29 protein-coding genes and 1 pseudogene are annotated in these 26,619 nt (G+C 71.0%); 15 read left to right on the top strand and 15 right to left on the bottom strand.

What is annotated here, in order from left to right; all coding sequences use genetic code 11:
• Positions 1 to 57: 57 nt before the first annotated feature.
• A complete protein-coding gene (locus tag ACZ6I3_RS10770) occupies positions 58 to 1,311 on the top strand; it encodes a GNAT family N-acetyltransferase (RefSeq protein ID WP_469413587.1) in 1,254 nt (417 codons plus the stop codon).
• 241 nt (positions 1,312 to 1,552) lie between these two features.
• Positions 1,553 to 2,464: a winged helix-turn-helix domain-containing protein gene (locus ACZ6I3_RS10765; protein ID WP_469413585.1), complete on the top strand. Its 912-nt coding sequence runs from the start codon at positions 1,553 to 1,555 to the stop codon at positions 2,462 to 2,464.
• Here ACZ6I3_RS10765 and ACZ6I3_RS10760 read toward each other — a convergent pair.
• Complete coding sequence (locus ACZ6I3_RS10760; protein WP_469413583.1) at positions 2,459 to 2,647, bottom strand: hypothetical protein; 189 nt, start codon at positions 2,645 to 2,647, stop codon at positions 2,459 to 2,461. The two genes, ACZ6I3_RS10765 and ACZ6I3_RS10760, sit on opposite strands and share 6 nt — an antisense overlap.
• A gap of 146 nt (positions 2,648 to 2,793) precedes the next feature.
• Here ACZ6I3_RS10760 and ACZ6I3_RS10755 point away from each other — a divergent pair, with 146 nt between their 5' ends.
• The 5 genes and pseudogenes from ACZ6I3_RS10755 (at position 2,794) to ACZ6I3_RS10735 (ending at position 9,560) form a co-directional block, all read left to right on the top strand.
• On the top strand, positions 2,794 to 3,672 hold the full coding sequence (locus ACZ6I3_RS10755; protein WP_469413582.1) for a winged helix-turn-helix domain-containing protein: 879 nt from the start codon (positions 2,794 to 2,796) through the stop codon (positions 3,670 to 3,672).
• A gap of 29 nt (positions 3,673 to 3,701) precedes the next feature.
• Positions 3,702 to 4,421 (top strand): HAD family hydrolase, encoded by a 720-nt coding sequence (locus tag ACZ6I3_RS10750; RefSeq protein WP_469413579.1) that lies wholly within the window; start codon positions 3,702 to 3,704, stop codon positions 4,419 to 4,421.
• Between the two features lie 216 nt (positions 4,422 to 4,637).
• On the top strand, positions 4,638 to 6,827 hold the full coding sequence (locus ACZ6I3_RS10745) for a phosphotransferase family protein (protein ID WP_469413577.1): 2,190 nt from the start codon (positions 4,638 to 4,640) through the stop codon (positions 6,825 to 6,827).
• A gap of 37 nt (positions 6,828 to 6,864) precedes the next feature.
• Positions 6,865 to 7,488, top strand: coding sequence for a TetR family transcriptional regulator (locus tag ACZ6I3_RS10740; RefSeq protein WP_469413575.1), 624 nt, complete (start codon positions 6,865 to 6,867; stop codon positions 7,486 to 7,488).
• Between the two features lie 51 nt (positions 7,489 to 7,539).
• A pseudogene (locus ACZ6I3_RS10735) lies at positions 7,540 to 9,560 on the top strand (HelD family protein).
• A gap of 17 nt (positions 9,561 to 9,577) precedes the next feature.
• Here ACZ6I3_RS10735 and ACZ6I3_RS10730 read toward each other — a convergent pair.
• The 3 genes from ACZ6I3_RS10730 to ACZ6I3_RS10720 form a co-directional block, all read right to left on the bottom strand.
• On the bottom strand, positions 9,578 to 10,777 hold the full coding sequence (locus tag ACZ6I3_RS10730; protein ID WP_469413573.1) for a GDSL-type esterase/lipase family protein: 1,200 nt from the start codon (positions 10,775 to 10,777) through the stop codon (positions 9,578 to 9,580).
• Positions 10,778 to 10,781: 4 nt separating this feature from the next.
• Positions 10,782 to 11,369 (bottom strand): TetR/AcrR family transcriptional regulator, encoded by a 588-nt coding sequence (locus tag ACZ6I3_RS10725; RefSeq protein ID WP_469413571.1) that lies wholly within the window; start codon positions 11,367 to 11,369, stop codon positions 10,782 to 10,784.
• 69 nt (positions 11,370 to 11,438) lie between these two features.
• Positions 11,439 to 11,963 (bottom strand): DUF2269 family protein, encoded by a 525-nt coding sequence (locus tag ACZ6I3_RS10720; protein ID WP_469413569.1) that lies wholly within the window; start codon positions 11,961 to 11,963, stop codon positions 11,439 to 11,441.
• 112 nt (positions 11,964 to 12,075) lie between these two features.
• Between ACZ6I3_RS10720 and ACZ6I3_RS10715 the strand changes: the two genes are divergently transcribed.
• Positions 12,076 to 12,723, top strand: a complete 648-nt coding sequence (locus ACZ6I3_RS10715) for a class I SAM-dependent methyltransferase (RefSeq protein ID WP_469413567.1) — start codon at positions 12,076 to 12,078, stop codon at positions 12,721 to 12,723.
• Positions 12,724 to 12,759: 36 nt separating this feature from the next.
• Here the strand turns inward: ACZ6I3_RS10715 and ACZ6I3_RS10710 are convergent, their stop codons facing one another.
• On the bottom strand, positions 12,760 to 13,056 hold the full coding sequence (locus ACZ6I3_RS10710) for a GntR family transcriptional regulator (RefSeq protein ID WP_469413566.1): 297 nt from the start codon (positions 13,054 to 13,056) through the stop codon (positions 12,760 to 12,762).
• A 442-nt stretch (positions 13,057 to 13,498) separates the two neighbouring features.
• Between ACZ6I3_RS10710 and ACZ6I3_RS10705 the strand changes: the two genes are divergently transcribed.
• The gene (locus ACZ6I3_RS10705; protein WP_469413565.1) at positions 13,499 to 13,822 is read left to right on the top strand and encodes a hypothetical protein; all 324 of its coding nucleotides are present in this window, start codon (positions 13,499 to 13,501) and stop codon (positions 13,820 to 13,822) included.
• Positions 13,823 to 13,827: 5 nt separating this feature from the next.
• On the opposite strand, the gene ACZ6I3_RS10700 is transcribed toward ACZ6I3_RS10705, so the two are convergent.
• A complete protein-coding gene (locus ACZ6I3_RS10700; protein WP_469413690.1) occupies positions 13,828 to 14,487 on the bottom strand; it encodes a hypothetical protein in 660 nt (219 codons plus the stop codon).
• A 177-nt stretch (positions 14,488 to 14,664) separates the two neighbouring features.
• On the opposite strand from ACZ6I3_RS10700, the gene ACZ6I3_RS10695 reads away from it, so the two are divergent.
• Both ACZ6I3_RS10695 and ACZ6I3_RS10690 read left to right on the top strand, forming a co-directional pair.
• Positions 14,665 to 15,039, top strand: coding sequence for a VOC family protein (locus ACZ6I3_RS10695; protein WP_469413563.1), 375 nt, complete (start codon positions 14,665 to 14,667; stop codon positions 15,037 to 15,039).
• Between the two features lie 38 nt (positions 15,040 to 15,077).
• The gene (locus ACZ6I3_RS10690) at positions 15,078 to 15,632 is read left to right on the top strand and encodes a DUF6817 domain-containing protein (protein WP_469413689.1); all 555 of its coding nucleotides are present in this window, start codon (positions 15,078 to 15,080) and stop codon (positions 15,630 to 15,632) included.
• A gap of 7 nt (positions 15,633 to 15,639) precedes the next feature.
• Here ACZ6I3_RS10690 and ACZ6I3_RS10685 read toward each other — a convergent pair whose 3' ends face one another.
• The gene (locus ACZ6I3_RS10685; protein WP_469413561.1) at positions 15,640 to 16,527 is read right to left on the bottom strand and encodes an NAD(P)-dependent oxidoreductase; all 888 of its coding nucleotides are present in this window, start codon (positions 16,525 to 16,527) and stop codon (positions 15,640 to 15,642) included.
• A gap of 50 nt (positions 16,528 to 16,577) precedes the next feature.
• Here ACZ6I3_RS10685 and ACZ6I3_RS10680 point away from each other — a divergent pair, with 50 nt between their 5' ends.
• Positions 16,578 to 16,928, top strand: coding sequence for a winged helix-turn-helix transcriptional regulator (locus ACZ6I3_RS10680; protein ID WP_469413559.1), 351 nt, complete (start codon positions 16,578 to 16,580; stop codon positions 16,926 to 16,928).
• Positions 16,929 to 17,041: 113 nt separating this feature from the next.
• On the opposite strand, the gene ACZ6I3_RS10675 is transcribed toward ACZ6I3_RS10680, so the two are convergent.
• From ACZ6I3_RS10675 to ACZ6I3_RS10660, 4 genes are all read right to left on the bottom strand, one after another.
• Positions 17,042 to 17,509 carry a hypothetical protein gene (locus ACZ6I3_RS10675; RefSeq protein ID WP_469413557.1) on the bottom strand — a complete coding sequence of 156 codons (468 nt, stop codon included), beginning with the start codon at positions 17,507 to 17,509 and terminating at the stop codon, positions 17,042 to 17,044.
• A gap of 8 nt (positions 17,510 to 17,517) precedes the next feature.
• A complete protein-coding gene (locus ACZ6I3_RS10670) occupies positions 17,518 to 17,850 on the bottom strand; it encodes a DUF6228 family protein (protein ID WP_469413555.1) in 333 nt (110 codons plus the stop codon).
• Between the two features lie 491 nt (positions 17,851 to 18,341).
• On the bottom strand, positions 18,342 to 18,971 hold the full coding sequence (locus tag ACZ6I3_RS10665; RefSeq protein WP_469413553.1) for a class I SAM-dependent methyltransferase: 630 nt from the start codon (positions 18,969 to 18,971) through the stop codon (positions 18,342 to 18,344).
• A gap of 54 nt (positions 18,972 to 19,025) precedes the next feature.
• On the bottom strand, positions 19,026 to 19,535 hold the full coding sequence (locus tag ACZ6I3_RS10660; protein WP_469413687.1) for an NUDIX hydrolase: 510 nt from the start codon (positions 19,533 to 19,535) through the stop codon (positions 19,026 to 19,028).
• 210 nt (positions 19,536 to 19,745) lie between these two features.
• Here ACZ6I3_RS10660 and ACZ6I3_RS10655 point away from each other — a divergent pair, with 210 nt between their 5' ends.
• From ACZ6I3_RS10655 to ACZ6I3_RS10645, 3 genes are all read left to right on the top strand, one after another.
• On the top strand, positions 19,746 to 20,462 hold the full coding sequence (locus tag ACZ6I3_RS10655) for a helix-turn-helix domain-containing protein (protein WP_469413552.1): 717 nt from the start codon (positions 19,746 to 19,748) through the stop codon (positions 20,460 to 20,462).
• Positions 20,463 to 20,551: 89 nt separating this feature from the next.
• Positions 20,552 to 21,220, top strand: a complete 669-nt coding sequence (locus tag ACZ6I3_RS10650; RefSeq protein WP_469413550.1) for a hypothetical protein — start codon at positions 20,552 to 20,554, stop codon at positions 21,218 to 21,220.
• Positions 21,221 to 21,325: 105 nt separating this feature from the next.
• A complete protein-coding gene (locus ACZ6I3_RS10645) occupies positions 21,326 to 21,658 on the top strand; it encodes a DUF2516 family protein (protein WP_031107860.1) in 333 nt (110 codons plus the stop codon).
• A gap of 109 nt (positions 21,659 to 21,767) precedes the next feature.
• Here the strand turns inward: ACZ6I3_RS10645 and ACZ6I3_RS10640 are convergent, their stop codons facing one another.
• The 4 genes from ACZ6I3_RS10640 to ACZ6I3_RS10625 all read right to left on the bottom strand — a co-directional run bounded on the left by ACZ6I3_RS10640 (position 21,768) and on the right by ACZ6I3_RS10625 (position 26,463).
• Positions 21,768 to 23,117, bottom strand: a complete 1,350-nt coding sequence (locus ACZ6I3_RS10640; RefSeq protein WP_469413548.1) for a PP2C family protein-serine/threonine phosphatase — start codon at positions 23,115 to 23,117, stop codon at positions 21,768 to 21,770.
• A gap of 280 nt (positions 23,118 to 23,397) precedes the next feature.
• Positions 23,398 to 24,486, bottom strand: a complete 1,089-nt coding sequence (locus ACZ6I3_RS10635; protein ID WP_469413547.1) for a C40 family peptidase — start codon at positions 24,484 to 24,486, stop codon at positions 23,398 to 23,400.
• 190 nt (positions 24,487 to 24,676) lie between these two features.
• On the bottom strand, positions 24,677 to 25,501 hold the full coding sequence (locus ACZ6I3_RS10630) for a class I SAM-dependent methyltransferase (protein ID WP_469413546.1): 825 nt from the start codon (positions 25,499 to 25,501) through the stop codon (positions 24,677 to 24,679).
• Positions 25,502 to 25,596: 95 nt separating this feature from the next.
• Positions 25,597 to 26,463, bottom strand: coding sequence for a calcium-binding protein (locus ACZ6I3_RS10625; RefSeq protein WP_469413544.1), 867 nt, complete (start codon positions 26,461 to 26,463; stop codon positions 25,597 to 25,599).
• Positions 26,464 to 26,619 lie beyond the last annotated feature (156 nt).

Raw genomic sequence — 26,619 nt, 5'->3', positions numbered from 1 at the left:
GGGCCGGCGCCCGGAAATCCGCGCGACACCCACCGGCCCTCCGCCTAGCGTGAGCCCATGACCCGCGAAGCCGACATCGACATACGCCCCATCACCGAAGCCGAACACGCCGAGTGGCTGCGTGCCGTGCACACCGGCTTCCTGCGGGGGCCGGTCGTCTCCGCGGAGGAGATCGAGGGCCGCCGCCAGAGGTTCGTCCCGGGGCGTTTCCTCGGCGCCTTCGACGGCGGCCGGTGTGTGGCGACCTTCCGGTCCTTCGAGCAGCGGCTCACGGCCGTGGGCGGGGCGAGCGTGCCGGCCGACGCCGTCACGGGGGTCACCGTCACCTCCACCCACCGCCGCCGCGGGCTGCTCAGCCGGATGATGGCGCGGGACCTGGCGGCCGCCAAGGACCGCGGGGACGTCGTGGCGACGCTGATCGCCGCCGAGTACCCGATCTACGGCCGGTACGGCTTCGGGCCCGCGACCTGGATGTCCGAGTGGACGGTCGATGTGCCGCGCGCCGGTCTCGACGCCCGCTGGTCGGGCCCGGCGGACGGCGGCCGGGTCGACCTGGTGGACGGCGACGACGTCCGCAAGCTCGGCCCCGAACTGCACGAGCGGCTGCGCCGCACGCAGCCCGGCGTCATCGACCGCGACGAGCTGTGGTGGAAGGTGAACACCGGCGCCGTCACGTTCGACCCGGCCTGGAAGATGCCCTTCTTCGCCGTGTACCGCTCGGCGTCCGGCGAGGTCGAGGGCATGGCCGCCTACGAGGTGGACGACAACTGGGGCGAGGCCAAGCAGCCGTTGAACACGGCGACCGTGAGCTGGCTGATCGGGGTGACCCCGGCCGCGGAGCGCGCCCTGTGGCAGTACCTCTGCTCCATCGACTGGGTCGTGAAGGTGAAGAGCGGCTGGCGGGCGCCCGACGACCTGCTCCCGCACTTCCTGCCGGATCCGCGGGCGGCCAGGATCACCTCGCTGGCGGACTTCCTGTGGGTGCGGATCCTGGACGTCGTACGGGCGCTGGAGGCGCGGACGTACGAGGGGGAGGGGACGCTGGTGCTGGAGATCGCCGGTGTGGACGGTCTGACCGGCGGGCGGTACCGGCTGGAGGCCTCCGCCGACGGGGCGTCCTGCACGCCGACCACGGAGAGCGCGGAACTCTCTCTGGAGATAGGCGAGTTGGGTGCGCTGTGGCTGGGGGACGAGTCGGCGGTGCGGCTGGCGGCGCTGGGGCGGGTGCGCGAAGAACGAGCGGGCGCCGCCCGGAAGGCCGACGCCCTGCTGCGTACGTCCAGGCGGCCTTGGTGCCCGGACATGTTCTGAGCCGCTCCCTCCTGCCGGTGTAGCCGATGTTCAGGGACCCGCATCCGTAGCGAGCTGTTCGGTTGTGGTTGTTGTGCGGTGGTACTCACCGACCGGGCTCCCGGCTCCCCTCCGGAAGGGAGGCCCGTCTGAACCATGTTGCATAAGTTGGCGACCAACTTCTCTGTACTTATAGCCGCTTGGAAGCGTCTCATAACCACCCTGTGCTGAACTGCCGGAAGATGGCGGGAAGTTGTACTGTTTGGTTGTGGACCCGGAACACACCTCCGCCAATGGGCGGAAGAGGTCGCAACGGCCACAGAGGACACATCAACAGGTGGCCGACGAACTGCGCGCGCGGATCAGGTCAGGAGCGCTGCGGTCCGGTGAGCGCATGCCGACGCAGGCGCAGCTCGCCGACGAGTTCGGCGTCGAGCGCGGTGCCGTGCGCCAGGCGCTGCGCATCCTGCAGTCCGAGCAGCTGCTCACCAACGTGTCCAAGGGCAGCCCGGCGACCGTCGCCTCCGACCTCACCAGGGCGCTGACCGGCCCGCAGGCCCCGCCCGTGCCCACGACCGTGGGCCTCGCGCCCCGGATCGCGACGGCGTTCGCGGCGGAGCACGTCGAGATCGACGCCGTGTGCCTGACCTCCATCTCCCTCACGCTGGCGATCGGCGAACCCCTGCGGCAGATCCACGCGGGACGGCTGAAACCGGCCAAGGTCGACGTCCGGGTCCTGCTGCCCAGCCGGGACATCGACCTCGCCTTCCCGGTGCCGGTCGGGGGGCGCGGCGACGACTGGGTGCACGAGCGGTGGCTGGCGATGCGCAACGCCCAGGGGCAGGTCCTCCAGCACAACCTGCTGGCCCTGCGCGCCACGCACGGCATCGATGTGCACGTCACCTTCCGGGCGCTGCCTTTCACCCCGCCGGTGAAGCTGTACCTGCTCAACGGCTCGGAGGCGCTGTTCGCGTACTACACGCTGACGCGCCGGGAGGCCGAGATCGACCATGAGCAGAGGGAGATGTACGACGCGCGGGGCACCCAGTCGATGCTGTTCTCCTTCCGGCAGGGCCCCGGGCTGCGCGACACGACCTTCGTCGAGCAGTCGCATCTCTGGTTCAACGCACTGTGGGAGACGATCAGTTCGGAGCTGGTGCTCACGAACTCATAGGGCGGTCCTGAGCACCAGCAGTGCCAGCACGACGGCCCCCGTGGAGCTGACCGCCGAGTTGTTGGCCTTGAGGCCCACGGTGAGGAGAAGCAGGCCGACGATGCCGACCGGACCGTACTTCCACTGGACGAACTGCTCGAAGGCGACGACCGCGATGGCGGCGATGAGAGTGAGGGCGGGCATTGGTTTCCCCCTTCGGAAGTCCGGAAGCAAAACTTCCGCCAACTCAAGGGAGTTGGCAACCAACTCTGATTAAGTTGTCCCCACTTGGCCCCTACTCATAAACAACTTTCAAACAACTCCCGCCAGATGGATCAAAGTTGTAGCGTTTGGTCGTGACTCAGGAGAACGTGGCAGTGAACGGCAGCAGAAGGTTCTCGCCCCAGGAGATCGCCGATCACCTGCGGGAACGCATCCGCACGGGCGAGCTCAAGCCCGGGGACCGCCTGCCCACCCAGGCCGACCTCGCGGAGGAGTTCGGCGTGGAACGCGGCGCCGTCCGCCAGGCCCTGCGCGCACTCCAGGAGGACGGTCTCCTCACCAACGTCAGCAAGGGCAGCCCGCCGCGGATCGCCGCGCCCGCTCCGGCCCGGGGCGAGCCCCAGCCGACGATGGTCGGTCTGGCGCCACGGCTGACCGAGGCGTTCTCGGCACGCCGCGTCCGCGTGGACGTGGTCTGCCACACCGCGGAGACCCTGATGGTCGCCATCGGCGAACCGCTCCGCCTGATCCACGAGGGCCGTATCCACCCCGAGTCGATCGACGTCCGCATCCTCGTCCCGTCCCGGGACATCGAGCTGGCCTTCCCCGTCCCCGTGGAGGCCCACGGCGACGACAACCCCGTCCACCAGCGCTGGCTGTCCATGCGCAACGCGCAGGGGCAGGTGCTCCAGCACAACTTCCTGGCCCTGCGCTCCACCCACGGCATCGACGTCCACGTCACGTTCCGCGCGCTGCCCTTCACCCCGCCGGTGAAGCTGTACCTCCTCAACCAGGAGGAGGCGCTGCTCGGCTACTACATGCTGACCAGGCGCGAGGAGGAGTGGGGCAGCCAGACCCTGGACATGTACGACGTCCTCGGCTCCAAGTCCGTCCTCTTCTCCTTCGTGAAGCGGGCGGGTCTGCGGGACGCGGCGTTCGTGGAGGAATCCCAGAAGTGGTTCGACGCCCTCTGGGAAACCATCACGACGGACCTGACACTCTCCTAGTGACTCCTGATACGGCGCAGACTGGTGCGGTGACAGTCCAGACGGAAAGCGATCCGCACGAACTCCGGAATCTGATCAGACGCGCCCGCGTCGTGCTGTGGGACTTCGACGGGCCCGTCTGCCGTCTGTTCGCCAACCACTCGGCGGAACGGGTGGCGAGGGACCTGGTGTCCTGGCTGGAGGGCCGGGGGCTGCACGGGCTGCTGACGGAGAGCGAGCGGGAGTCCCTCGACCCGCAAGTGGTGCTGCGCGCCGTGGACCGCCGGCACCCCGGCAGCGATCTCGTCGCCGATCTGGAGGCACGGCTCACCCAGGAGGAGCGGCTGGCCGCGGCCTCGGCGATGCCGACCGCGTACGCGGACCCGCTGATCCGTACCTGGACGGCGGTGGGCGCCCGTCTGGCGATCGCCACCAACAACTCCCCGCTCGTGGTGGGCGAATACCTCACGAGCCGCGGCATCGTCCGCTGCTTCCATCCCCACATCTACGGCCGCACCCAGGAGCTCCACCATCTGAAGCCGGACCCGCACTGCCTCAACCGGGCCCTGAGCGCGATGGGCGCGGCGCCGTCCGACGCCCTGATGATCGGCGACGCGCCCTCCGACCACGAGGCGGCGGCACGGGCCGGGGTGCCGTTCCTGGGCTACGCGAGCAACGAACGCAAGGCCAAGGTCCTCAGGGCGGCCGGGGCCGACGCGGTCCTGACGTCCCTGGAACCGCTGCTGGCGCTGCTGCGGGCGCATGGCTGACCGGGTGTAGCATTCCCGCACCGCGCACCGATTGAGTCAAACGCCGTCCTCGTTCGTATCCGAAGGGGCAACCGGCCACCATAGAACGAGTCCACGCCGTCTCATGCGGACGGGTGGCAAATCCACCCTCATCGGCTCATCCGCCATGCGCAGCACCGGCCGCGAACTTACCGTTTGCCGTACCGTCCTCCCCTTCTCGTACTTCCGGAGCGGCCAGTGGGCGCACCTCCTCTTCCCCGTCCCTTCCTCGGGGAGCGCGCCTCGCACGACGCCGCGTACCGGGCCTTCGTCAGGCTGGCCGCCGAGCTGGGCCAGGCGAGCGGCGGCCATCACCACCGGAATCTCGTCCTGCCGTTGACGGAGAGCGTGGCCCCGCTGGTCGGGCGTGCGGCGGGGACGTCCGTGACCGTCCGTGTCCGGCGGCCGGACGCGCTGCCCGTCGTCATCCGGACCTGGGAGAACGAGGCGGAGATCCTCAAGGCCGTCCGGGGGGTCCTGCCGCAGGCGCCGGAATGCCTGGTCGAGCGGAGCGACTTCGCGATCCACAGCTTTGTGGAGGGCGTACCGCTCTCCAGCGTCTGCGACTACGGCAAACCCGTCGACACCCTGACCGTCAAGGCGCTGGCCGGTCTGCTCGCCCGGCTGGCCCAGGTGCGGCGTGGGGCACTGCCCGCCCTGCCGTCCGCCTGGCCCCGCAACGACATGGACAGCCAGGGCTTCCTCCGGACGCTGGCCCAGCTGGCCGACCGGCAGATCAGGCAGCCCAACCGGGCGGCCTTCGGCGGGCTGTTCGCGGCGCTGGGCACCCCGGAGGACGCTCTCACCGGACTGGCCGGACGGGTCCCCGCCATGGCCCGGCGGCCGTACAGCCTGCTCCACACCGATCTGCACCGGGACAACGTGATCGTGTCCTACGAGGGCGGCCCACCCCTCAGCTGTGTCGACTGGGAGCTCGCGACCTACGGCGACCCGCTGCACGACCTGGCCACGCACCTCGTCCGCATGCGGTACCCGGCCCATCAGTGGGCCGAGGTGGTCGACGCGTGGGCCGAGGCCATGCAGGAGATCCGGCCGGCCGCCGTCAACGGACTGGCCAAGGACCTGCGGCACTACCTGGCCTTCGAGCGGGCCCAGTCGGTGTTCCCCGACGTGATGCGGGCCGCCCGCTCCCTCGAGGAATCGTTCACGCCGGCGAGCCTGGACGAGGCGGCGGCCCGGGTGCGACGGGCCCTCGACACGGCGGCGGAGCCGCTGCGGCTCGGGAGCGTGCCGAGCGAGGGCGAGATCGGACGGGTCCTCTTCCGCTGGCTGGTGTCGCGCGGGAACACGGACATCAGCGGCCGGGCCTGGATCGCGAAGGCGTTCGAGTGGCGGCCCGACCGGCGTGTTCCGGAGCGCCCCGGCTTCTCGTCGGCCGTGGTCCGGGAGGCGTTGCTGGCAGAGGGTGCCGCCCCCGCGGGCAGGGTCTTCAAGGGGACCGCGCACCTGAACACGGTGGTGTCGGTGCCGGGCGTCGAAGCCCCCGTGGTCGTACGGCGGAAGCTGCCCGACGTGTGCCGCCGGGAACGCGGCTTCCTCAGCGAGCACACCGTGCTGCGCGCGATCGAGGACTGGTCCGCCGAGGTGGCGGCGCCGAGAGTGCTCGCGTTGGGCGAGACCTTCCAGAGCGGCACCATCGCCCTCCACACCTACGTCGGACCCCGTGACGCCGACCGGCCCCCCGACCACCCCGTCCACGGACTGCTGCCGCACGAGGCGGACGGCCTGGTGGACCAGCTGTGCGCCCTGACGCGGGTGCGGTACCAGCAGATCGACCCGACCGCCGGTGAGGGCGCCTTCCACCGGTGGCTGCGGGACCAGCTCGTCTCCCTGGTGCGGGATCTGCCGAAGGAGTCGCAGCAGCTGGCCCGGCATCTCGGGCTGCCCGACGCGGACCGGTTGCGGCTGATCCTCTCCCGGCACGAGGTGAGCCGGCGGGAGCCCGCCCTGCTGCACGGGGACCTGAATCCCTGGAACCTCGTACGGCGCGACGACCACCTGGCACTGACCATCATCGACTGGGAGATGGCCGTCGTCGGCGATCCCCTCTACGACCTCGTCCGGCACATGCACCTCACGCCGACCCGGCCGGAGATCCGGGACCGCATGTTCCGCCGCTGGGAGCGGCGGCTGCCCGCCGAGTACACCCGTGACTGGCGCGAGGACTGGCGGGTGTACCGCTCGCTGGAGATCGTGCGCTCCGCGTACGTCGATCTGGACCGCATCGTGACCGGCGTGAGCCTGGACGCCCCGAACGTGCGGCGGGCGGTGGACTCCTACGCGGTGACGCTGGCGGTCGCCACGGGCTCGCTCGGCCTCCCGGTCAGGTCCACGACGAACCCGTACCTCGCCCGCGCCCTGGCCTAGCCTCGGCGGTGCGTCGGCCCCTGCGTAGGCTCCCCCCATGAGCGAGACCGGGCTGCGTGAGCGCAAGAAGCGGCGGATGTACCAGGTGGTGTCGGACATCGCGGTGGGGCTCTTCCTGGAGAAGGGGTTCGACGCGGTGTCGGTCGCCGAGGTGGCGGCGGCGGCAGAGATCTCCAAGCCGACGCTGTTCCGGTACTTCCCGGCCAAGGAGGATCTGGTGCTGTACCGGATCGCCGACCACGAGGGGGAGGCCGCGCGGGTGGTGGCCGGGGCGGAGGAGCCGCCGGTGGAGGCGTTGCGGCGGCACTTCCTGGACGGGCTGGAGCGGTCCGACCCCGTGACGGGGCTCAACGACCATCCCCAGGTGCTCGCCTTCCACGCCCTGCTCTACGGGACGCCTTCCCTGGTCGCCCGTGCGCACACGCACCAGGAGCGGTCGGAGGCCGCGCTGGCCGAGGTGCTCGGGGGTGATCTGGACGCGCGGCTGGCGGCCGGGCAGATCATGGCCGTACTGCGGGTGCTCGCGCTGGAGAACTGGCGGCGGATCGCGGCGGGGGAGCGGCTGGCGGACGTGCGGGCGGACGCGGTGGCGGCGGCGGAGCGGGCGTTCCGGTGGCTGGCGGCCGGGTTGCCGGCACGGTTCCGTGCCGAGCCTGAGTGATTCTGAGTTATAAATTTAACTCGGTTACGTTTTTGCCCTAGGCTCGGTGGAATGACGTCGACCGAACCTGCCCTTCAGCACGCACTCGACCGGGAACGCGCCCATCACGAGCGTTGCCGGGCCGCCCTCGCCGCGATGGTCGAGGGCGCCGGTGAACAGGTCGTCATCGGGGAGGACGTCTCCGCGTCCGGTGCCGACGCGGAGGTGCTCGGGTACCGGCTGCGCAGCCATGCCAAGTCCTTGCGCGAACTGCCCGAGGGGCCGTTGTTCTTCGGGGCCCTGCGGGGTGAGGACGGGCAGTTGCACATCGGGCGGCTGCGGATCTCCGAGCACCCGGCCGAACCGCCCCTCGTCGTCGACTGGCGCGCACCCGTCTCGCGTGCCTTCTACCAGGCCTCCGCCCGTGACCCGCAGGGCGTCGCCGTACGCCGGCGGTTCGGGTGGGCGCCCGGCAGCCGCGGGGACTCCGGCGACCTCACCGGCCTGGAGGACGAGCGCCTGGGGCAGGGGGAGGCCAGGGCCAGCGAGATCGTCGCCCGGGAGATCGAACGGCCCCGCGTCGGGCCCATGCGGGACATCGCCGCGACCATCCAGCCCGAGCAGGACGACCTCGTGCGCGGGGACCTGGCGATGTCGGTGTGCGTGCAGGGCGCGCCGGGCACCGGCAAGACGGCCGTCGGCCTGCACCGGGCCGCGTATCTGCTCTACACGCATCCGCAGCGCATCCGGCGCGGCGGCCTGCTGATCCTCGGGCCCAACCGCACCTTCCTCTCGTACATCGCGGAGGTCCTGCCGGCCCTCGGCGAGACAGGGGTGCGGCAGTCGACGCTCGCCGAGGAGATCGCCCGGTGGCCGGTCCGGGGCACCGACGACGAGCCCGCCGCCGTCGTCAAGCACGACGCCCGGATGGCGGAGGTACTGCGGCGGGCGCTGTACTCACGCGTGCGCACCGCGGGGGCGGGCTCGCTCGCCGTGCCGGACGGGTCGTACCACTGGCGGGTGCCGGACGGGGAACTGGCGCGGATCGTCGCGGACGTACGGGAGGAGGAGCCGCCGTACGGGGTCGGGCGGGAGCGGGTGCGGGCGCGGATCGTGCGGTGTCTGCGCGAGCGGGTGGAGCGGCGGGCCGGGCCGCCGACGAACGCCTGGGTGCGCCGGGTCGAGCGGTCCCGGCCGGTGTCCGCGTACCTCGACGCCGTCTGGCCCCGGGTGCGGCCGGAGGAGGTCGTGGCCGAACTGCTCACCGACCGCGAGGTGTTGGCCGGGGCGGCCGACGGTCTGCTGGACCGCGCCGAGCAGCGGGCGCTGCTGTGGCGCAAGCCGCCCCGGTCGTGGAAGTCGGCGCGCTGGTCGGCCTCCGATCTGGTGCTGCTCGACGAGGTGGCCGGGCTGATCGAGCACCCGGAGGGATACGGACATGTCGTCGTCGACGAGGCGCAGGACCTGTCCCCGATGGAGTGCCGGGCCATCGCCCGCCGGGCGCCTTTCGGCTCGCTGACGGTGCTGGGCGATCTGGCGCAGGGGACGACGCCGTGGGCGGCACGGTCGTGGCGGACGGTCTGGCGCACCTGGGGAAACCGGACGCGGCCGTGGTCGAACTGACCACGGGATTCCGTGTCCCCCAGGCCGTCGTAGGCCTCGCCAACCGGCTGCTGGAGCGGCTGGACGTGGACGTGCCGGCGGCCCGTTCGCTGCGCGGGGACGGGGAGTTGCGGATGCGGGAGACGGATCTGGACGGGGTGCCCACGGCGGTCGTGGACGCCGTACGGGACGCGCTGGGCCAGGAGGGATCGGTCGGGGTAGTCGTGGCGGACGCGGACCTGCCCCGCGTGCGGGCGGCCCTGGACGCGGCCGGTATCGAGGCGGCCGGGCCCGGGGAACTCGGCGCGCGGGTGGCCCTGGTGCCGGCGAGCGTGGTCAAGGGGCTTGAGTACGACCATGTCGTGGCTGTCGAGCCTGCGGCGATCGCCGAGGCCGAGGAACGGGGGCTGCACCGGTTGTACGTGGTGCTGACGCGGGCGGTGACGAGGCTGGAGGTTGTGCACGGGAGGCCGCTGCCGTTCGAGGACTGAACCGCATGTTCTGCCCGTCACCCCTGTGCCGCGAAGGGGCCGACCTCGGCGAAGGCCAGGGCGCCGAAGCGTTCGCCGATGCGGCGGTGGGTCGCGGCGTCCGGGTGGACGTGGTCGGGGAGGGGGAGTTCGGCCGCGTCGGACTCGCCGTAGAGGTCGAGGCCGTCGAGGTAGTGGAGGTTCGGGTCGTCGGCCGCGCGTTGCCGCACGATCCGGGCCAGTTCCTCCCGGATGACGCCGAGCGTGAGCTTCCCGGCGGCCGTCTCCGCCGGGTCGCCCATCGCGGCGAACAGCAGCCGGCCCTGCTCGATCTCGCTGAGGTCCGGGGCGGTGGGGCCGGGGGTGTCCTCGTGGATCGCGCAGTGGATGGGGGAGACGACCAGCAGCGGGGTGTCGGGGTGCCCGTCGCGGATCGTGTCGAGAAAACCGTGCACGGCCGGGCCGAAGGCGCGCAGTCGCATCACGTCCCCGTTGACGATGTTGATGCCCACCTTGACGCTGATCAGATCGGCCGGGGTGTCCCGCACGGCACGCGCGGTGAACGGGTCGAGCATCGCGCTGCCGCCGAAACCGAGGTTGACGAGTTCCACACCGCCCAGGGACGCGGCGATCGCGGGCCAGATGGCCGTGGGGCTCGCGGCGTCGGAGCCGTGGCTGATCGAACTGCCGTGGTGCAGCCACACCCTGCGGCCCCGGTCGGGCAGCGGCACCACCGGCGCGTCGGTGCGCAGGGCGATCAGCTCGGTGGTCTCGTTGTGCGGCAGCCAGATCTCGACGTCCTTCTCACCCGCGGCCAGACCGGTGAAGCGGACGGTGCCCACCGGGCCCGGCGTGACCTCGCCGGCCCAGGTGGCCATGTCGACCGTGAGGACGTTGCCGCCGGTCCCGGAGGCCTGGCCGGCCGGGCGGCCGTCGACGAGCAGGTCGTACAGGCCGTCCGGGCGGGACGGGAAACCGACGTAGTCGCGCTTGGTGCGCAGCGTGTCGAGTTCGACGGCCGTGGCGGCGGTACGGAAGGCGAGCCGTACGCCGGAGGGCTGGGCCTCGGCCATGGCCAGCTGGGCGTTGGTGTTCTGGGCGCGGGCCCGGGCGGGCAGCCGGTGCGGGAGCAGGCCGTGCTCGGTGCGCTCCAGGTCGAGGGCGCCGCGCAGCAGGTCCGCCGTGAGCGGGGTGGTGATCCAGTCGTGCTCGGTGTGCTCGGTGTGATCGGTGTGCATGGTGTCAGCCTCGGGGGTCCGTGGGGGGTGCGGGCCAGTTGCGCAGCAGCGTGTCGAGGGCGTCGATGATCCGGACCCAGGTGTCGTCGGTGCCGGGGGCGCTGTGGTCGAACCCGCCGCCCAGCTCCAGGCTGACGTAGCCGTGGAAGACGCTGCCCAGCAGCCGTACCGCGTGGGTCTGGTCCGGTTCCGTCAGGTCGTAGCCGCGCAGCAGTGCCCGGGTCATCTGCGCGTGCCGGACGCCCGCGCTCGCGGCCGCCGTCCGAGGGTCGAGCCGCAACTGGGCCGCGGCCCAGCGGCCGGGGTGTTCCCGGGCGTAGTCGCGGTAGACGTCGGCCAGGGCCGCCAAGGCGTCCTTGCCGGCCCGTCCGGCCAGGGCGTCGGCGGCCCGGTCGGCCATTTCCGCGAGCGCCAGCAGGGCGATTCTGGTCCGGAGGTCCTGGGAGTTCTTCACGTGCGAGTACAGGCTCGCGACCTTGACGTCGAAGCGCCGGGCGAGCGCCGAGACGGTCACCCCGTCGAAGCCGACCTCGTCGGCGAGTTCCGCGCCAGCCTCGGTCAGACGCTCCGGTGTGAGCCCCACTCGTGCCATACGACCTCTCCCTTGCACCTGAAGGGATTGTGCATCTGCCTAATACCTATAGGCAAACAATCTGCGATCTTAGGCACCCTGGAGGGCGCGCCGGGCGGGCGCTCGCAGCCTCCTTCCCCGCCTGGTCAGACCCCAGGGCTTCAGGACCGAGATCACCGTCATGAAGACGTAGGCGGACAGCGAGACGACCGGCCCCATCAGCACGTCCCCGGCGTCGGGCAGCGGACCGCCCGCGGCGACGGCGGCGACCGCGGAGTTCACCCCGGGGCGCAGGGCGAACACCGTGGCGGTGGTCGTGGCGAGGGTCAGCCAGAACTTCGTCCAGACCCACCGGTGCCGCGTCAGACCCCATGGCGTCCCCAGCGACAGCACCAGACCGCTGAGGAGCGTGAGGAACGCGACGGGGAGCAGCAGCCAGTCCGCGAAGAGCCTCATGGCCCGGACGGACGCCTCCACGGTCACGTGGGACCCGGTCGTGGCCGCGGTGGCCCCGAGCGCGAGCAGCCCGAGCGTGAGCCCGAGCCAGCTCGCGGAGGCGATGACGTGGACGACCAGCACGGTCCGGCGGGCGGGGCGGCCGAGTTTCGGGTTCATGGGGAACACGCTGCCGGGGCGGCGGGGTGAGGTCGTCTCACGGCGGGAGTATTCCGGCGTACTGGCGTCGGCGTACGGGGTGGGTGTCAGTGCCGTCGTCTAACTTCGCGGCATGACCGAGCCCTCCCACCTCACCGCCGTCCGGGAGTCCTACGACACCGTCGCCGCCGACTACGCCCGACTCGTCAAGGAACCAGCCGAGTTGGACCCCGTCTCCCGCGCGATGCTGGCCGCCTTCGCCGAACTCGCCCGCCCTCTCGGGCCGGTCGCCGACCTGGGCTGCGGCCCGGGCAAGGTGACGGCGCACCTGGCCGCCCTGGGAGTGCCGGTGTTCGGCGTGGACGTGTCACCGAGGATGATCGAACTGGCCCGGGCGGCGTACCCGGGGCTCCGTTTCACCGTCGGCTCGATGACCGCGCTGGAGACCGGCGAGGGCGAACTCGGCGGCATCCTGGCGTACTACACCGTCCACCACACCCCACCGCAGTGGCTGCCGACCGTGTTCGCCGAGTTCCACCGCACCCTCGCGCCCGGCGGCCAACTGATGCTGGCCGGCCATCTGGGCAACGGCGAGCACCTGCGCCCGACGCGCGCGTACGGCGACCATCCGGTGTCCTACGAGTCGCATCTACTGCCCCCGGACCGGATCGCGGAACTGCTCCGGCAGGCGGGGCTGGTGATCACGACGCGGGTGGTGCAGGAACCGGAGGGCGGGGCGAAGAGGCGGGCGGGGACGTTCCTGGCGTATAAGCCGCGGTAGTGGAGCGGGGGTGGTGGCTACGCCCGTGCGGCTCCTTCAGGCGTTCGGTTCGTTCTCATCGGGCGAGCTTCCGGCCGGTTGCTCCACCACGAAGGAACCCTTGCCTCGCACAGTGACGATCAGGCCGCGCTCGCGGAGCTCCTGTGCGGCCCGTCGCGCGGTGAGTCGTGCCACGCCGTACTCGTCGGCGAGGTGGTTTTCGGAGGGGATGGGCCTGTCCGGCGCCAGCTCTCCGCGTGCGATCTTCCCGGCGATCACGTCGGCCAGCTGTACGTAGAGCGGCCTGGCGCTCATCGGGTCCAGCGAGGTCTTTGGCGCTTCGTTATCGCTCATACGTCCAACGTAGAGCGGTAGAGATCTGCCCGATCGTGTGGATCCCTCTGTACTTGTATGTAGAGGGCTATACCCAGGTGTAGCGTCAAAACGGAAAGACCCCGGCGAGGTGGCTAGACCTCCCGGGGCATGGCCAACGCTGAAACAGGAGCGTCGACGTGCCCGACCTTATCCCCCGCGCCCTCCACTGGCTGCGCCTCCTCTTCGCCCCCGGCACCGGGAAACGGCGCCGGGGCCGCCCTCACCGTCACCTCTTCCCTCACGTGCACCTCATCCTCGTAAGCTGCCCCTCCGTCCCGCAGCTCCCCCGCCACCGCTCCCCGTACGGCCTGCACAGTCCCCTCGACGGCACCGCCTCCGCCCTGGTCCGCCCCTACCTCGCCGCCGACCTCGGGATCGATCTCGACCAGCACCTGATCGGCGCGGAGAAGGTGGCAGCCTGATGGAATCCGCGAACGGTCACCCGCATGGCACACCCGTACCCCGGCTTCTGCCCTGGCGGTCCCTCGACGGCAACCCCTGCTACCTGGTGACGGACAATCACGGCAGCCGCCTCTCCCGTCTTGCCGACGAGCTAGAGGCCGTACAACTGACCACCGGCACCGATGTGCTCGGCCTCGCCCGCAAGGTGCTGGACGACCCCAACTCGCCCTGCACCGAGGTCCGATTCGCCGGCCACCGTCTCGCCGAGTGCCTGACCGATGCCCTGCGGGTCGCGGAGTCCCGGGGGATGCGCCTGCCGGTACCGGATACTGAGGACGCCTGAGAGGGCTACCCGCCGTGTGTCCACACCCGCAACGGTCCGATCGGCTCGAAGCCGTGCCGGAGGGCGACCGCCAGTTCGTCACCCTGCTCGTAGCCGACGACGGGCAGGGTGGGGAAGAGCCGGGCGAGCGCGTGCAGGACGAGTGGCCAGGCCGCGTCGGTCCCACCGTCCCGCCCGAAGACGTTCGAGACACCGACCACGTGCTCACTGCGGGTCGCCACCGCTCCGGCGACCACTCGGTCGTCGTCGGCGGCGGCGTCGGACCGGCCCAGGATCACGAAGGTCTCCGGGTCGGCGAGCAGCCCGGGCCGGAACAGGTCCGCGTCCCCGGCCCCGTCGTCCCAGGCCAGTGCCCAGGCACGCAGGGTGCCCGGGTCGCCCGCCACGTCCCAGGCGAGATCGGGTGACGCGGTGGGCGCCCCGGCAGGCCGGTGGATCCACTGCGCCTCGAACAGCACCCGGAACCCGGCCTCCGCCAAGTCGATGTCGCCGAAGCTGTCCTTGACCGAGGCGCCGGGCGCGGCCGTGTCGATCCGTGTCACGAGCGCGTCTGGGCCGGCGCCCGGCTCCAGCGTCACCGCGTCGGGGTAGTAGAGCGGCGTCCGTGCGGGGGCGGACCAGGCCTCGGCTCCGAACTCGCCCGTCACTCCGTGCGCCCGGCACATCGCCGCACACCACTCGGCGTTGTTCCGGGCCGCGGCGCGGAGGAGCGGGAGATCCTGCGAAGTCGTCACGAGGGCGGATCATGGCCGTCCCCGACCCGATTCGTCGAACGATTTTGCGACCAGCGCTTCTAGGGTGTGCAGGGCCCGGAGTTCCCCACCGATCGGCCCGGAGGCGCCATGACCCCGCTGATGAAGCTGAGCGCGATCACCCTGGACTGCCCTGATCCGCTCGCCCTGGCGGCGTTCTATCAGCAGGCCACCGGACTCGGACTTCACCCGAAGTCGAACGCCGACTTCGCCTCTCTGGACAGTGCGGGCGGACTCTCCATCGGCTTTCAGCGGGTCGACGACCACCGGCCACCGAGCTGGCCCGCCCCGGCCGTTCCGCAGCAACTGCACTGCTGCTTCCGGGTCGTCGACCTGGACGAGGCCGAGGCCCGGCTGCTGGAACTGGGCGCGGGCCGGCCGGATCAGCAGCCGCAGCAGGACAGATGGCGCGTCCTCACGGATCCGGCCGGGCACCCCTTCTGCATCGTCGGGGGCCTGTCGTGAACGGCCACGCATCTCCCCCTGCCGCCGCCGACCGGGCCATCGCGCTGCTGCACCAGCTCGGTGCCGCCGAGATCGCCCATCCGGGCGGCACGCTCGTCGCCCATCTCCAGCGGGTACACAGCCGGCTCGCCGTCTGGGGCGCCCGTCCGGCCCTCCAACTCGCGGGCCTGAGCCACGCCTTCTACGGCACCGACGGCTTCCCCACCGCCCTGCTGTCTCCGGACGGCCGCTCCGACCTCGCCGAGGTGATCGGTGCCGAGGCCGAGGCGATCGTGTATCTCTACGCGTCCTGCGACCGGCAGGCCACCTATCCGACCCTCGCGGATGCCGACGGGCCGTTCCGGGACCGGTTCACCGGCCGCCTCCACACTCCGGATCCTCGACATCGACGAGACTTCGCGGAACTGTCCGTCGCCAACGAACTCGACCTCGCCCGCATCGACTCGGCCTTCCGGGAGAAGTGGGGCCCCGGACTCCTCACCCTGTTCACCCGTTTCCGGCCCCTGCTGAGCGAGCCAGCTTGGGCGGAGTGTCAGGCGGTGCTTGCCTCGGCCCGTGCGGGGCCGAGTGGATCAGTGCGAGGGCAGAGCTGATGTTTTCTCAGCGACGACCCAGGAGCTCGGTGATCCTCAGGAACCCGTCGGTGCCGTGGCCCCGTCCGATGGCTCGGCGGGCCATGCCCTCGGCCGCGCGCATCACTCCCGCGTCGATGCCGTGCGCCTCGGAGGTGTGGACGATGTGTGCCATGGACGAGACGGCCGAGGTGATCGGGTTGCCGTCGCCGGAGTAGTTGCCGTTGTCGGCTTCTTCTGCGGCCTCCTGGAAGATCGGCGGGAGGATGTCGCCGATGCCCTTGGCGAACGGTGCCAGCTCACGTCCGGTGATGCCTTCGGCCCGCGCCACCGCCAGTGCGTGCGCATAGCCCGCCATCGCGGTCCAGAAGATGTCGAGCAGCGCGATGTCGTAGGCCGCGGCCCGGCCGATGTCCTCGCCGAGGTGGGTGTGGGTGCCGCCCAGCGCCTCCAGGGCGGGCCGGACCTCGCGGTAGAGGTCTTCCGGGCCGCTGTGCAGGAACACGGCGGCAGGAGTTCCGATGGTCGTGGTCGGTGTCATGATCGCGCCGTCCAGGTAGCGGACACCGTGCTCAGCGGCCCACGCCGCGGCGTCTCGGGCCCGGTCCGGTGTGTCGGCGGTCAGATTGACCACCGTGCGCCCCTTGAGCGCGCCGGTGACCGCTTCTCGCCGCAGAATGGCGTCCACCGCGTCGTAGTTCACCACGCAGACCACGATCACACGGCTCGCGGCAACCGCCTCCTCGACCGACCGGACGCTGACCGCGCCCCGCGTGGCCAGCTCACGGTCCCGGCCCGGCGTACGGTTCCAGACCGTGGTCCGTCGGCCGGCGTCCAGGAACGCGCCCGCCAGGGATCTGCCCATCGGCCCCAAGCCGAGGACGGTGACGGCAGACTCTTCGGTGTGTGAGGACATCGCTCAACTCCCATGAAAGATACCGGCAAACTATTACGAAAGGGGCGAAAGTGACGCGCAGTCGTGCCCAGGACCCGAATGTCTGCGGGGTCACCGCGGCGATCGCCGTGATCGACGGAAAGTGGAAGACGGCTCTGCTCTGGCTGCTGGAGTCGGGTCCGCACCGCCCGGGCGAACTGCGTCGGCTGCTGCCGGGGCTCAGTGAGAAGGTGCTGACTCAGGCGCTGCGCGAGATGGAGGCCGACGGGCTGGTGCACCGGGAGGTGCACGACGTGCTTCCGCTGAAGACCACGTACTCGTTGACCGCGTTCGGCCGAGAGCTGTCCGAGGCGCTTGCTCCCCTCTCCGACTGGGGCCACCGCCGCCTGGAAAAGCTCGCCGACACACGGTCGGTCTCATGACCCATCGCCTCGTCACCTCGCTTCTCACCAGCGTCTGACGACCCTCCGGCCGCCCTTCACCAGGGTCGCTCCCATGGCCGGTCATCGCCAAGTACCCACAAAAAGGTGGCTACTCAGGGTTGTGCGTCGTCGCGTCGGCGGTGACTGTGCCAGAGATTCCTGAGGGCCTCGAGTTCGGTTCGGGGGAAGTGCTCGCCCCATGTGCCGCGGTAGCCGCTCTCGCCATAGGACCGAGCCACCTCGTCGAAGCAGCGGACCGCGGCTCGGACGAGTGCGTCGATGGAGAGATGGGCTGACCAGATCTCGGTGCCCTTCTTGTCGTGATCGCTGCCGTGCCGCAGCTCCAGCACGCGGACCCAGCTGTCGTCGCCTTCGCGGTAGAAGATCCAGCGGTAGGCCGTTGGTTCGGCTTCGAACTGTGCGCGGGTCTCCGTCTGGCCGGCGACGAGCCGGGACAAGGCGGTCAGCAACTCCTCCGGAGCACTGGTGATGCAGGACGCGGTGAGCTCCGCTTTCGCCTGGTGACCCTCAACGGTGCAGCCGGCCCAGCCGTGTCCATCCAGCGTCCAGGTCATGCGCATGCTTGCTGTCATGTCTGCTGCAGCCCGACATGGCCGCCGGACCGAAAGACGGCGGACATCCCCAAGTCCCTGTCATACGCGTGCCAGACCCGCTCGCCTTCCCAGCCCTGGTGATCCGCAGCGAGCCCGGCGACGAAGGCCGCAAGATCAGCGTCCCTGATCCAGGCAACAACCTCCTCGGCGCGCGCGGTCAGGCCGGGAGCCCAGGCCTCGACCCCGTATCGCACGCAGCCGTCATCGAACGGCGCCTGTTCGCTGAGCCGCACCCCGATGGCCGCGTTGTCCAGGGAGCGGATGGTCACGCCGGGCTCATCGGTGATGCCGTCGTCCGGGGAGGTCATGGGCGAACGCTAGGACGGCACCATGCGCGAGGTCATTCGAATTCATCGGTGTGGCGGACGGGCCACGGGTGTGCGCGGGTCCGAAGGTTATTCCGGGGGGGGGGCGCTGGAACAACAAGGAGAAGTGTGCCGGCGAGGTGCCGGGTGTGGCTTGTGTTTCGAGGAGTAGTTGGCCCTGCCGCCGCCGAGGCGGTCGCACTATGGAGCGTGCCGTCCAAATCGGGCTTCACGAGTAATGCCATCGCGGCGATGGTGCCCGAAGCGGGCCGTGTGCAGTCGCTCACGCCTGAGCTGATTGAGGTCGAAGGTTAGGCCGTCATTAAGCGTTTCTTCGTAGACACGATCAACTACGAGCAAACGGGGTGCGAGCTCCATGTGTGTGTCGGGGATGAGCAAGCTGTCGTACAGGGTGAGTCAGTAACCGACTTGTATGACACGACAGGACTTGTGCTCGGACCCTTGTCGCACTTGGTGTAGGACGCCGTCAGTCTCTACGGGCGGCGGGCCAGCAAGTGTGTGTCGAGGAAGCCGCGCTCGGACGCTGGGTCGTGGAGCAACCGAGCCACCGTTACGAGCCCAGACTCGGCCAGCAACTTGGCAAACTGCTCCGCCGGCCAGCTGTAGGCGGGCGCTACCTTGTGATCGAAGCGGACCGGCTCTGGCCCCTCGGTGCCGAAGAAGGACACCAGGAGCAGACCCCCTGGTGCCAGAACACGCACCTGCTCAGCGAGTAGCGCGGGCAGTTCTTCAGGTGGGGTATGGATCATCGAGTAGTGGGCCAGCACTCCACCGAGCGCGCCATCCCCGACCGGCAGGGCCTCCATTCGCGCTTCGTCGAACCGCAGCGTTGGCTGGGCCCGCCGAGCGTGGTCGATCATGGCCGGGGAGAGGTCGATTCCGAAGGCGTCCAGCCCCAAGTCTTGCAGCATGGCCGTCAGATGACCGGGTCCGCATCCGACGTCGGCTACGCGCAAGTTCCCCGTGTCACGCACGAGCTCGGCGAAGGTGCCGATCATATTCCGGGCGAACGGCCGCGTCTCCAACCGACTAGTGAACATCGACGCATAGAGCTCGACGACCCCGTCGTAGGCTGTCCTGGTCTCATCCTGGTGTTCTAACACGGGCAGGAAGCTACACCCCCGCCCTTCACTGCCCAGGCCGCGAGGCGGGAAAGGTCAGGGCTGGGTGGTCCGGAACGCGAGATACCGGCGGAAGGCTTCGTGGCTGTCGGGAGTGAAGCGCCACTCCAACAGGGCCGAGCCGAGCTCCGGCTCGGTCAGCCAGCCATGCCAGGCGACCTCATCGGGATCGGGGACCACGGCGTCCGGCACCACGGCTTCGTGCACACCGAGCCAGTGAGGGCTCAGACCGCTGCGGTTGATGAACGTGAACAGCAGGCGCGGCAGCGCACGAATGCCCAGCTCTTCGGCCAGCTCCCGCGCGGCGGCCTGTTCATAGGACTCGCCGACATTTGCGGCGCCACCGACCTCGACCTCATAGAGCCCGGGGAAGCGCGACACCTGCTCCGACCGCCGGTGGACGAGGATCCGGCCACGATCATCACGACACACCGTCACGGCGACCCGATGCAGCCAACCCTCCCGGATGGCCTCCCGACGGCTGACCACCCCCAGCACGCGATCTTGACCATCGACACGCTCCACCAATTCATCCACGCCGCACACCCTGGCAGAGCCCACCGACAACGCCGCCTCTCGGCGACCCGCGCGGCCGACCCAAGAGCACCTGCACCAGGAGGCCGGACGCGGATGACGACAGTTGTCGTGCAAATACGACACCTATCGTGCTCAGGCTCAGTCGTCGTCCCGCGTGGCGTGGCGCACTATTGCAAGCGGGTGCTTGCAATAGTTAGCGGGATGCGGCACCGTGGAGGCATGGCATCGCTCAACGTCGGCAATCTCGGTGACTACCTGCGCGAGCAGCGGCGCAACGCGCAGCTGTCGCTGCGGCAGCTCGCCGATGCCGCCGGGGTGTCCAATCCGTATCTGAGCCAGATCGAGCGCGGGCTGCGCAAGCCGAGCGCGGAGGTGTTGCAGCAGGTCGCCAAGGCCCTGCGGATCTCCGCCGAGACGTTGTACGTCCGCGCCGGCATTCTGGACGCCGAGCGGGACCGGGACGAGGTGGAGACGCGTGCCGTCATCCTCGCGGACCCGACGCTGAACGAGCGGCAGAAGCAGGTGCTGCTGCAGATCTACGAGTCCTTCCGCAAGGAGAACGGGTTCGGGACCGGCGACGGCGCGGACGGCTCCGCAGACTCGGCTTACGTCGGCGTCGTGGTCGGTGAAGGCGCGGCGGATGCGGACGGGGACGCCCCGGACGGCGGCACCGAGATACCCAGACGCACTCGCACGGCCGACGGCGGGCAGCCCGCCGAGGGCCTGACCCGCATGGCCGACGGCGGCGAGCCCGCAGGCGGCCGCGTCAGCGGGAAGGACGGCGGCACGTCCGCCAGCCGCCGCACCCGCAAGAACAACGGCGGTACGCCCGCCGCCCGCCGGACCCGCAAGAGCACCGGCGGTACGCCCACGACTCGCCGGACCCGCAAGGCCACCGGCGGCAGTGACACCGACCCGCAGCAGACGGCCGGCTGAGCCGGACCAGGGCACCGGCCGCTCCGCTGCGGATCACACCACCCTCAGCCGAACCCTCAAGCGAGACAGAATCCGGGAGGACCCTCACCATGGCCATCACCGACGACCTGCGCAAGACCCTCAGCGACCCGACTCCGCTCTACTTCGCCGCCGGCACCGCCGACCTCGCCCTCCAGCAGGCGAAGAAGGTGCCGGCCCTGGTGGAGCAGCTGCGGGCCGAGGCTCCGGCGCGGATCGACGCCGTACGCAACACCGACACCAAGGCCGTCCAGGAGAAGGCCTCCGCCCGGGCCAAGGAGGCCTCCGCCCGCGTCAAGGAGACGCAGGAGACCCTGCAGACCAAGGTCACGGGGTTCATCGGCTCCCTCGACGCCGACTTCAAGAAGCTCGGCAACAACCTCGACGCGGACCTGAAGAAGTTCGGCGAGAACGCCCAGGACTTCGCGCTGCGCGGGGTCGGCGTGGCCGCCGAGTACGCCGTCAAGGCCCGGGAGACCTACGAGAAGGTCGCCGAGCACGGTGAGCAGGCCGTGCGCACCTGGCGCGGCGAGGCCGCCGAGGGCATCGAGGACGTCGCCGAGGGCGTCGAGGAGCTGGCCGTGGCCGTCGAGCCGAAGCCGGAGCCGGTCGAGGTCAAGGAGGAGCCGGCGAAGCCCGCCGGCGCCAAGGCCCAGGCCGCCCCGGAGAAGAAGGCGCCCGCCGCCAAGAAGGCTCCGGCGCGCAAGCCCGTCGCCAAGAAGACGCCGCCGGCGAAGTAGGCACGGAGGCCGACGCGGGCCGGGCACCCTGGGGGTGCCCGGCCCGTTGTACGGGTACGGTGACCGCGTAGGGACGAGCCGAGTCTGGTGGTGGATGTTGTGCTGATGCAGGGCTTCACAGGGTTGATGTGGCTTCTGAGCATGGCCCTGATCATTTTCAGCGGCTTCGCGCTGTTCGACGCCGCCGTGCGGCGGGAGGACGCGTACCGCGCGGCCGACAAGAAGACCAAGCCGTTCTGGCTGATCATCCTCGGTCTGGCCTTCGTGGTGAACCTGCTCTTCCCGATCCTGTCGTTCCTGCCGATCATCGGGCTCATCGCGACGATCGTGTACATGGTCGACGTCCGCCCGGCCATCCGCGCGCTCCCCGGCGGCGGCCGGAGCCAGCGGGGTTCCAGCAGCGACGGCCCGTACGGCCCCTGGAACGGCGGCCGGTAACCCCTCCGGAAGGCGCCCCCTGGCCCGCTGGCCTCCTAGCCCCCTGGCCTCCGGCCTCCTGGCCTCCGGCCTCCGGCCCCCTGGCCCCCTGGGCAGCGCCGGATCCTGGCTACGGCACCCGGTCCAGCAGCAGTACCGCCACGTCGTCCGTCAGCTCGCCACCGTTGAGCGCGCGCACCTCGTTCACCGCCGCCCGCAGCAGCCGCTCGCCCCGCAGTCCCTCGGCGAACTGGCGGCGGATCATCTCGGTCATGCCGTCCTGGCCGAGCCGCTCCCGGCCCCGGCCGATATGGCCCTCGATCAGGCCGTCCGTGTAGAGCATCAGGCTCCACTCGGCACCCAGCTCCACCTGCATACGCGGCCAGCGGGCACCCGGCAGCAGCCCGAGGGCCGGTCCGTTGTTGTCGTACGGCAGCAGGCGGGCCGGTTTGCCCGGGCGGGCCACCAGCGGCGAGGGGTGGCCCGCCAGGCACAGGCCGGCGCGGCGGCCGTCGGGCGCGATGTCCACCGTGCACAGCGTCGCGAAGATCTCGTCGTCGGCCCGCTCGTGCTCCAGCACCTGCTGCAGCGTGCCCAGCAGCTGGTCGCCGCACAGGCCCGCCAGCGTCAGCGCGCGCCACGCGATCCGCAGCTCCACCCCGAGGGCGGCCTCGTCCGGGCCGTGGCCGCACACGTCACCGATCATCGCGTGCACGGTGCCGTCCGGGGTGCGGACGACGTCGTAGAAGTCACCGCCGAGCAGGGCGCGCGAGCGGCCCGGGCGGTAGCGGGCGGCGAACCGCAGCGGAGAGCCCTCCAGCAGCGGGGTCGGCAGCAGACCGCGCTCCAGGCGGCGGTTCTCCTGGGCCCGCAGCCGGCCCTCGGCGAGCCGGCGCTCGGCCGACTCGGAACGCTTGCGCTCCACCGCGTAGCGGATCGCGCGGCTCAGCAGCCGGCCGTCCAGCTCGTCGCGGAACAGGTAGTCCTGGGCGCCCACGCGCACCGCCTCCGCGCCGCGCTCGGCGTCGCCCGACGCGGTCAGCGCCAGGACGGCGTGCCGGGGCGCGAGCTCCAGCACGTGCTTGAGCACGGCGAGCTCGTCCTCGGAGTCGCTGTGGCCCGGCGCCGGCAGCGCGAGGTCCAGCAGGATGCAGTGGACGTCGTCGGTCAGCAGCCGCCCGGCCTCGGTCAGATTGCGGGCCGTGCGGACGCGGATCGGCTTGCCTGCCTGGTCGAGCATGTCCGGCACGATCGGCGAACCGGCCGGGTCGTCCTCGATCAGCAGCAGGGTCAGATTGGTGTGGGCGGTGTTGTTCTCCACCTTCTCCGTGATGTTCCCGGCGGTGTCCGGCGTGCGCGGGGCCGCGCTCGAGGCGTCCGTGACGGAGCCCTCGGCGGGTCCGCCGCACGGGGACGCGGCCTGCGCCTGACCACTCTCCACGGCCGGGATCGCTCTCTGCCGCGGTATGGGTACGGGCATTGTCTTGGGTTCCTTCCCTCCCCCCGAGGGCATGGCGGGGGCGAGGGACCTCGACCCACCGACGGGGACCATAGCGGGTGTCGGCGCCGCATAGGAATGGTGTGAGCCACGCCGCCGCGCCATCGGCCAGTGTCATATGCCGCGATATGTACCGCAGTTGGACAGGCCGGAGATGCTGCGGAGATGACGAACGTCACGCCGACACCGCGTGGGTCGGGGACCCCGGCGTGCGGTGGGTCACGTGGGCCGGGTCACCAAAGGTGCCCGATGCCCGATATGTTCACCCGGCGTCGGTGCCGGGATCCGGCCTTACGACCCCGAGGATAGGCATGGATCCCGCTCCCGCGACGGTGATGTCCCGCCCGGGGCGCGGGGCGTGCACCATCGCCCCGTCGCCGATGTACATCGCGACATGGCTGGCGTCGTCGAAGTAGATGATGAGGTCGCCGGGCCGCATGTCCTGGACGTCGATGTGCCGCAGCCGCTTCCACTGCTCCTGCGAGGTGCGCGGTATGCCGCGGCCGGAGGATATCCAGGCCTGTGAGGTCAGCCCGGAGCAGTCGTAGGTCGTCGGGCCCTCGGCGCCCCACTGGTACGGCTTGCCGATCTGGGCCGTGGCGTACTCGACGGCCTTCCTGCCCTGCTTGGACGCCTTGCCGTTGATCTCGTCGAGGATGCCGGAGCCGAGCCAGGCGGACTGCGCCTTGGCCGCGGCCTGCTTCTCCAGCTCGGCGAGGCGCTTCTGTTCGTCCTTCCGCAGCTCGGACTCGACCTTCTCCGCCTGCTTGATCTGCTTCTCGATCTTCTTCTGCGCGGCGGCCTTGGCCTTGCGGCCCGCCTCCAGCTTCTTCCACTGCGCGGAGGCGTCCTTGGCGTACTGCTCCAAGTCCTGCTGGGTGCGGGCCAGTTCGCCGATCAGGCCCTTGGCCGCGTGCTGGCCCTGGCGGACCCGGACCGCTCCTTCGAGGAACTCCTGCGGGTCGTCGCTGAGCGTCAGATGGGCCTCGGGCGGCAGTCCGCCCCCGCGGTACTGCGCGGCGGCCGAGGCACCGGCCCGGTCCTTCAGCTCGGCCAGCCTCTCCTTGCCCTTGACGATCTTCTTGGCCAGTTCGACGATCTCGGCGGACTGCTTGTCCGCCTTCTCCTCGGCGGCGTTGTACTCGTCGGTGGCACGGCCCGCGGCGCGGTAGAGCTTGTCGAGCTTCTCGCGTACGGCCTCGAGGTCCTTGCTGGGCCCGGGCGTTGAACTCGCGCTCGGCGTGGGGGAGGGGCTCGGACTGGCGAACGCCGTGCCCGGTGCCGCCAGCACGGTGATCGCGCAGACCACGGCCACAGCCGTCGCGATCAGGCCACGCTTGCCCGTTCCCATACCTCAGCCCCCAACTGATTAACCGTCAGTAACATCCGGTTCGCCTGGGATGCTGCCATGCCGGCGCCCAAAGCGACAGGGGTAGTGCTTCCCGCCACTCCCTCATCGGTATGCCCCCGGCATGACGATCTCCCCGCCTGTGTGACGAACGACTCAAAGAGATCGTTCCCGGCGGGCCATGCCGGTGCGCTCAACCCCGCGGCGCCAACGCCTCCCACCGCACCGTCACTTCGCCCTGCCGCCACCGCACCGGCCCGTCCGCCACCGGCCAGTCCGCCCTCAGGTCCCGTACCGCCCGGATCCACCGCTGGCGGGCGCCGTAGGAGGCGTAGGGCGCGGCGGCCGCCCAGGCGCGGTCGAAGTCGCGCAGGAAGGCGTGCACCGGCTCGCCCGGGACATTGCGGTGGATGAGCGCCTTCGGCAGGCGTTCCGCCAGGTCCGAGGGGCGTTCCAGGGAGCCCAGCCGGGTCGCGAAGGTGACCGTGCGCGGCCCCTCGGGGCCGAGCGCGATCCACACGTGCCGCCGCCCGATCTCGTCGCAGGTCCCCTCGACCAGCAGTCCGCCGCGCGCACCGGTGGCCGGGTCGGCCGGGGCGAGCCGCCCGCACAGCCGCTCCCACACGGCCGCGACCTCGCCCTCCTCGTACTGCCGCAGCACGTTCGCCGCCCGGACGAGCAGGGGCCGCTGCGGGAGGGGGATCTCGAAGCCGCCGTGCCGGAACACGAGCCCCGCCCGCTCGTAGGGCAACGCCGCCGCGACCCGGGCGGGCTCGATCTCGACGCCCACCACGCGCGTGCGTGGCGCGACCGTACGCAGACGGTGCAGCAGCTCGACGGCTGTCCAGGGGGCGGCGCCGTACCCGAGGTCGACCGTCACGGGGTCGGCGGCGCGGCGCAGCTCCGCGCCGTGCGTGGCCGCGATCCAGCGGTCCATACGGCGCAGGCGGTTCGGGTTGGTCGTCCCACGCGTCACCGTGCCCACGACGCGGGGGCGGGTCGCTGCGCGGGATGTCATGCGTACGAGGGTATGCGGCCCTCAGGAGTGGCTCCCGGGTGTCCCCGGGAACGGCGGTGGCGCCCGAGGACACCCGGGAGCCCGCGAGAACCGCGTCAGTCCTGGCGGACGATGTTCCTGCCCGGCCCGCCGGAGAGCGTGTCCGCGCCGGGTCCGCCGTACAGCTCGTCGTCGCCGCTGTTCCCCCAGATCCGGTCGGCGCCGCCGTTCCCGTGCAGGATGTCGTTGCCCCTGCCGCCGTAGATCTCGTCGTCGCCGGCACCGCCGTAGACCGTGTCGTCACCGTCGTCGGCGCGCAGGATCTGGTCGCCCGCGCCGCCGTGCAGGACGTCGTCGCCCGCGCCGCCGTCCACGATCTCGCCGTCGGCGCCCGCGTAGAGGGTGTCGTCGCCTGCCCCGCCGCCCGCGTACCCCAGCGCGCCCGCCCTGATGGTGTCCTCGCCCGCGCCGCCCCGCACCGACGCGCCGTCGACGCGGCTGCCGGTGGTGCCGGTCCACCGGTCGTCGCCGTCGCCCAGTTCGACCGCGTTGAAGTAGTAGACCTGGTCGGTGGCGTTGTCGAAGGAGGCGGTGTCGGCGCCGTCGCCGAGGTCCATCTCCATGGAGGTGAGCGGGGACTGGCTCTCGGGAGCCTCGACCGTGCAGGAGATCTTGGTCTTGTCCGCGCTGTCGGGGTGGCCGCAGCCGGCCCCGGCGCTGATCGGGACGACGTCGTCGATCACATAGGTGAACCGGGAGCGGTCGCCGGTGAAGGACTGGGCGATGGTCACCTTGTTGGCCTGCCCGGGGGCGGCCGTGTAGGTGAGCTGCCAGCCGTACTCGTTCACCGAGGCGGTGGCCGTCGGCTGCGCGGCCCCGGCCGGGCCCGCGAGGGCGATCGGGACGGCCAGGCCGATGCCGAGAAGGGGCGTCAGAACCGTCGCCGCGCGTAACGTCCGGCGGCCGATGAGGCGAGAGGGCATTGCATAACCTCCGTGAGGCAGTGGTCGATCCTTTCGTTGGTTGTGACCGGTGGGGCAGGAGCCCGGTTGTCCGAGGCACCGGGATCGACAGTCTTTTCACGCCGGGGACAACGCCCGTGACCTGCGATTTCCGATCGAGTTCACCGGCCCGTCACG

The sequence above is a fragment of the Streptomyces sp. NPDC041940 genome (assembly GCF_055589465.1).
The sequence above is the reverse complement of the archived record's forward strand: the minus strand, read 5'-3'. Positions and strand labels throughout refer to the sequence as shown.

What these genes read in the sequence shown, in the direction of transcription:
- ACZ6I3_RS10770 (WP_469413587.1), top strand. Translation starts at nt 58, where the DNA reads ATGACCCGCGAAGCCGACATCGACATACGCCCCATCACCGAAGCCGAA.
- ACZ6I3_RS10760 (WP_469413583.1), bottom strand. Translation starts at nt 2,647, where the DNA reads ATGCCCGCCCTCACTCTCATCGCCGCCATCGCGGTCGTCGCCTTCGAG.
- ACZ6I3_RS10740 (WP_469413575.1), top strand. Translation starts at nt 6,865, where the DNA reads ATGAGCGAGACCGGGCTGCGTGAGCGCAAGAAGCGGCGGATGTACCAG.
- ACZ6I3_RS10730 (WP_469413573.1), bottom strand. Translation starts at nt 10,777, where the DNA reads ATGCACACCGATCACACCGAGCACACCGAGCACGACTGGATCACCACC.
- ACZ6I3_RS10725 (WP_469413571.1), bottom strand. Translation starts at nt 11,369, where the DNA reads ATGGCACGAGTGGGGCTCACACCGGAGCGTCTGACCGAGGCTGGCGCG.
- ACZ6I3_RS10720 (WP_469413569.1), bottom strand. Translation starts at nt 11,963, where the DNA reads ATGAACCCGAAACTCGGCCGCCCCGCCCGCCGGACCGTGCTGGTCGTC.
- ACZ6I3_RS10715 (WP_469413567.1), top strand. Translation starts at nt 12,076, where the DNA reads ATGACCGAGCCCTCCCACCTCACCGCCGTCCGGGAGTCCTACGACACC.
- ACZ6I3_RS10710 (WP_469413566.1), bottom strand. Translation starts at nt 13,056, where the DNA reads ATGAGCGATAACGAAGCGCCAAAGACCTCGCTGGACCCGATGAGCGCC.
- ACZ6I3_RS10705 (WP_469413565.1), top strand. Translation starts at nt 13,499, where the DNA reads ATGGAATCCGCGAACGGTCACCCGCATGGCACACCCGTACCCCGGCTT.
- ACZ6I3_RS10700 (WP_469413690.1), bottom strand. Translation starts at nt 14,487, where the DNA reads ATGTGCCGGGCGCACGGAGTGACGGGCGAGTTCGGAGCCGAGGCCTGG.
- ACZ6I3_RS10695 (WP_469413563.1), top strand. Translation starts at nt 14,665, where the DNA reads ATGACCCCGCTGATGAAGCTGAGCGCGATCACCCTGGACTGCCCTGAT.
- ACZ6I3_RS10685 (WP_469413561.1), bottom strand. Translation starts at nt 16,527, where the DNA reads ATGTCCTCACACACCGAAGAGTCTGCCGTCACCGTCCTCGGCTTGGGG.
- ACZ6I3_RS10675 (WP_469413557.1), bottom strand. Translation starts at nt 17,509, where the DNA reads ATGCGCATGACCTGGACGCTGGATGGACACGGCTGGGCCGGCTGCACC.
- ACZ6I3_RS10670 (WP_469413555.1), bottom strand. Translation starts at nt 17,850, where the DNA reads ATGACCTCCCCGGACGACGGCATCACCGATGAGCCCGGCGTGACCATC.
- ACZ6I3_RS10655 (WP_469413552.1), top strand. Translation starts at nt 19,746, where the DNA reads ATGGCATCGCTCAACGTCGGCAATCTCGGTGACTACCTGCGCGAGCAG.
- ACZ6I3_RS10650 (WP_469413550.1), top strand. Translation starts at nt 20,552, where the DNA reads ATGGCCATCACCGACGACCTGCGCAAGACCCTCAGCGACCCGACTCCG.
- ACZ6I3_RS10645 (WP_031107860.1), top strand. Translation starts at nt 21,326, where the DNA reads ATGCAGGGCTTCACAGGGTTGATGTGGCTTCTGAGCATGGCCCTGATC.
- ACZ6I3_RS10640 (WP_469413548.1), bottom strand. Translation starts at nt 23,117, where the DNA reads ATGCCCGTACCCATACCGCGGCAGAGAGCGATCCCGGCCGTGGAGAGT.
- ACZ6I3_RS10635 (WP_469413547.1), bottom strand. Translation starts at nt 24,486, where the DNA reads ATGGGAACGGGCAAGCGTGGCCTGATCGCGACGGCTGTGGCCGTGGTC.
- ACZ6I3_RS10630 (WP_469413546.1), bottom strand. Translation starts at nt 25,501, where the DNA reads ATGACATCCCGCGCAGCGACCCGCCCCCGCGTCGTGGGCACGGTGACG.
- ACZ6I3_RS10625 (WP_469413544.1), bottom strand. Translation starts at nt 26,463, where the DNA reads ATGCCCTCTCGCCTCATCGGCCGCCGGACGTTACGCGCGGCGACGGTT.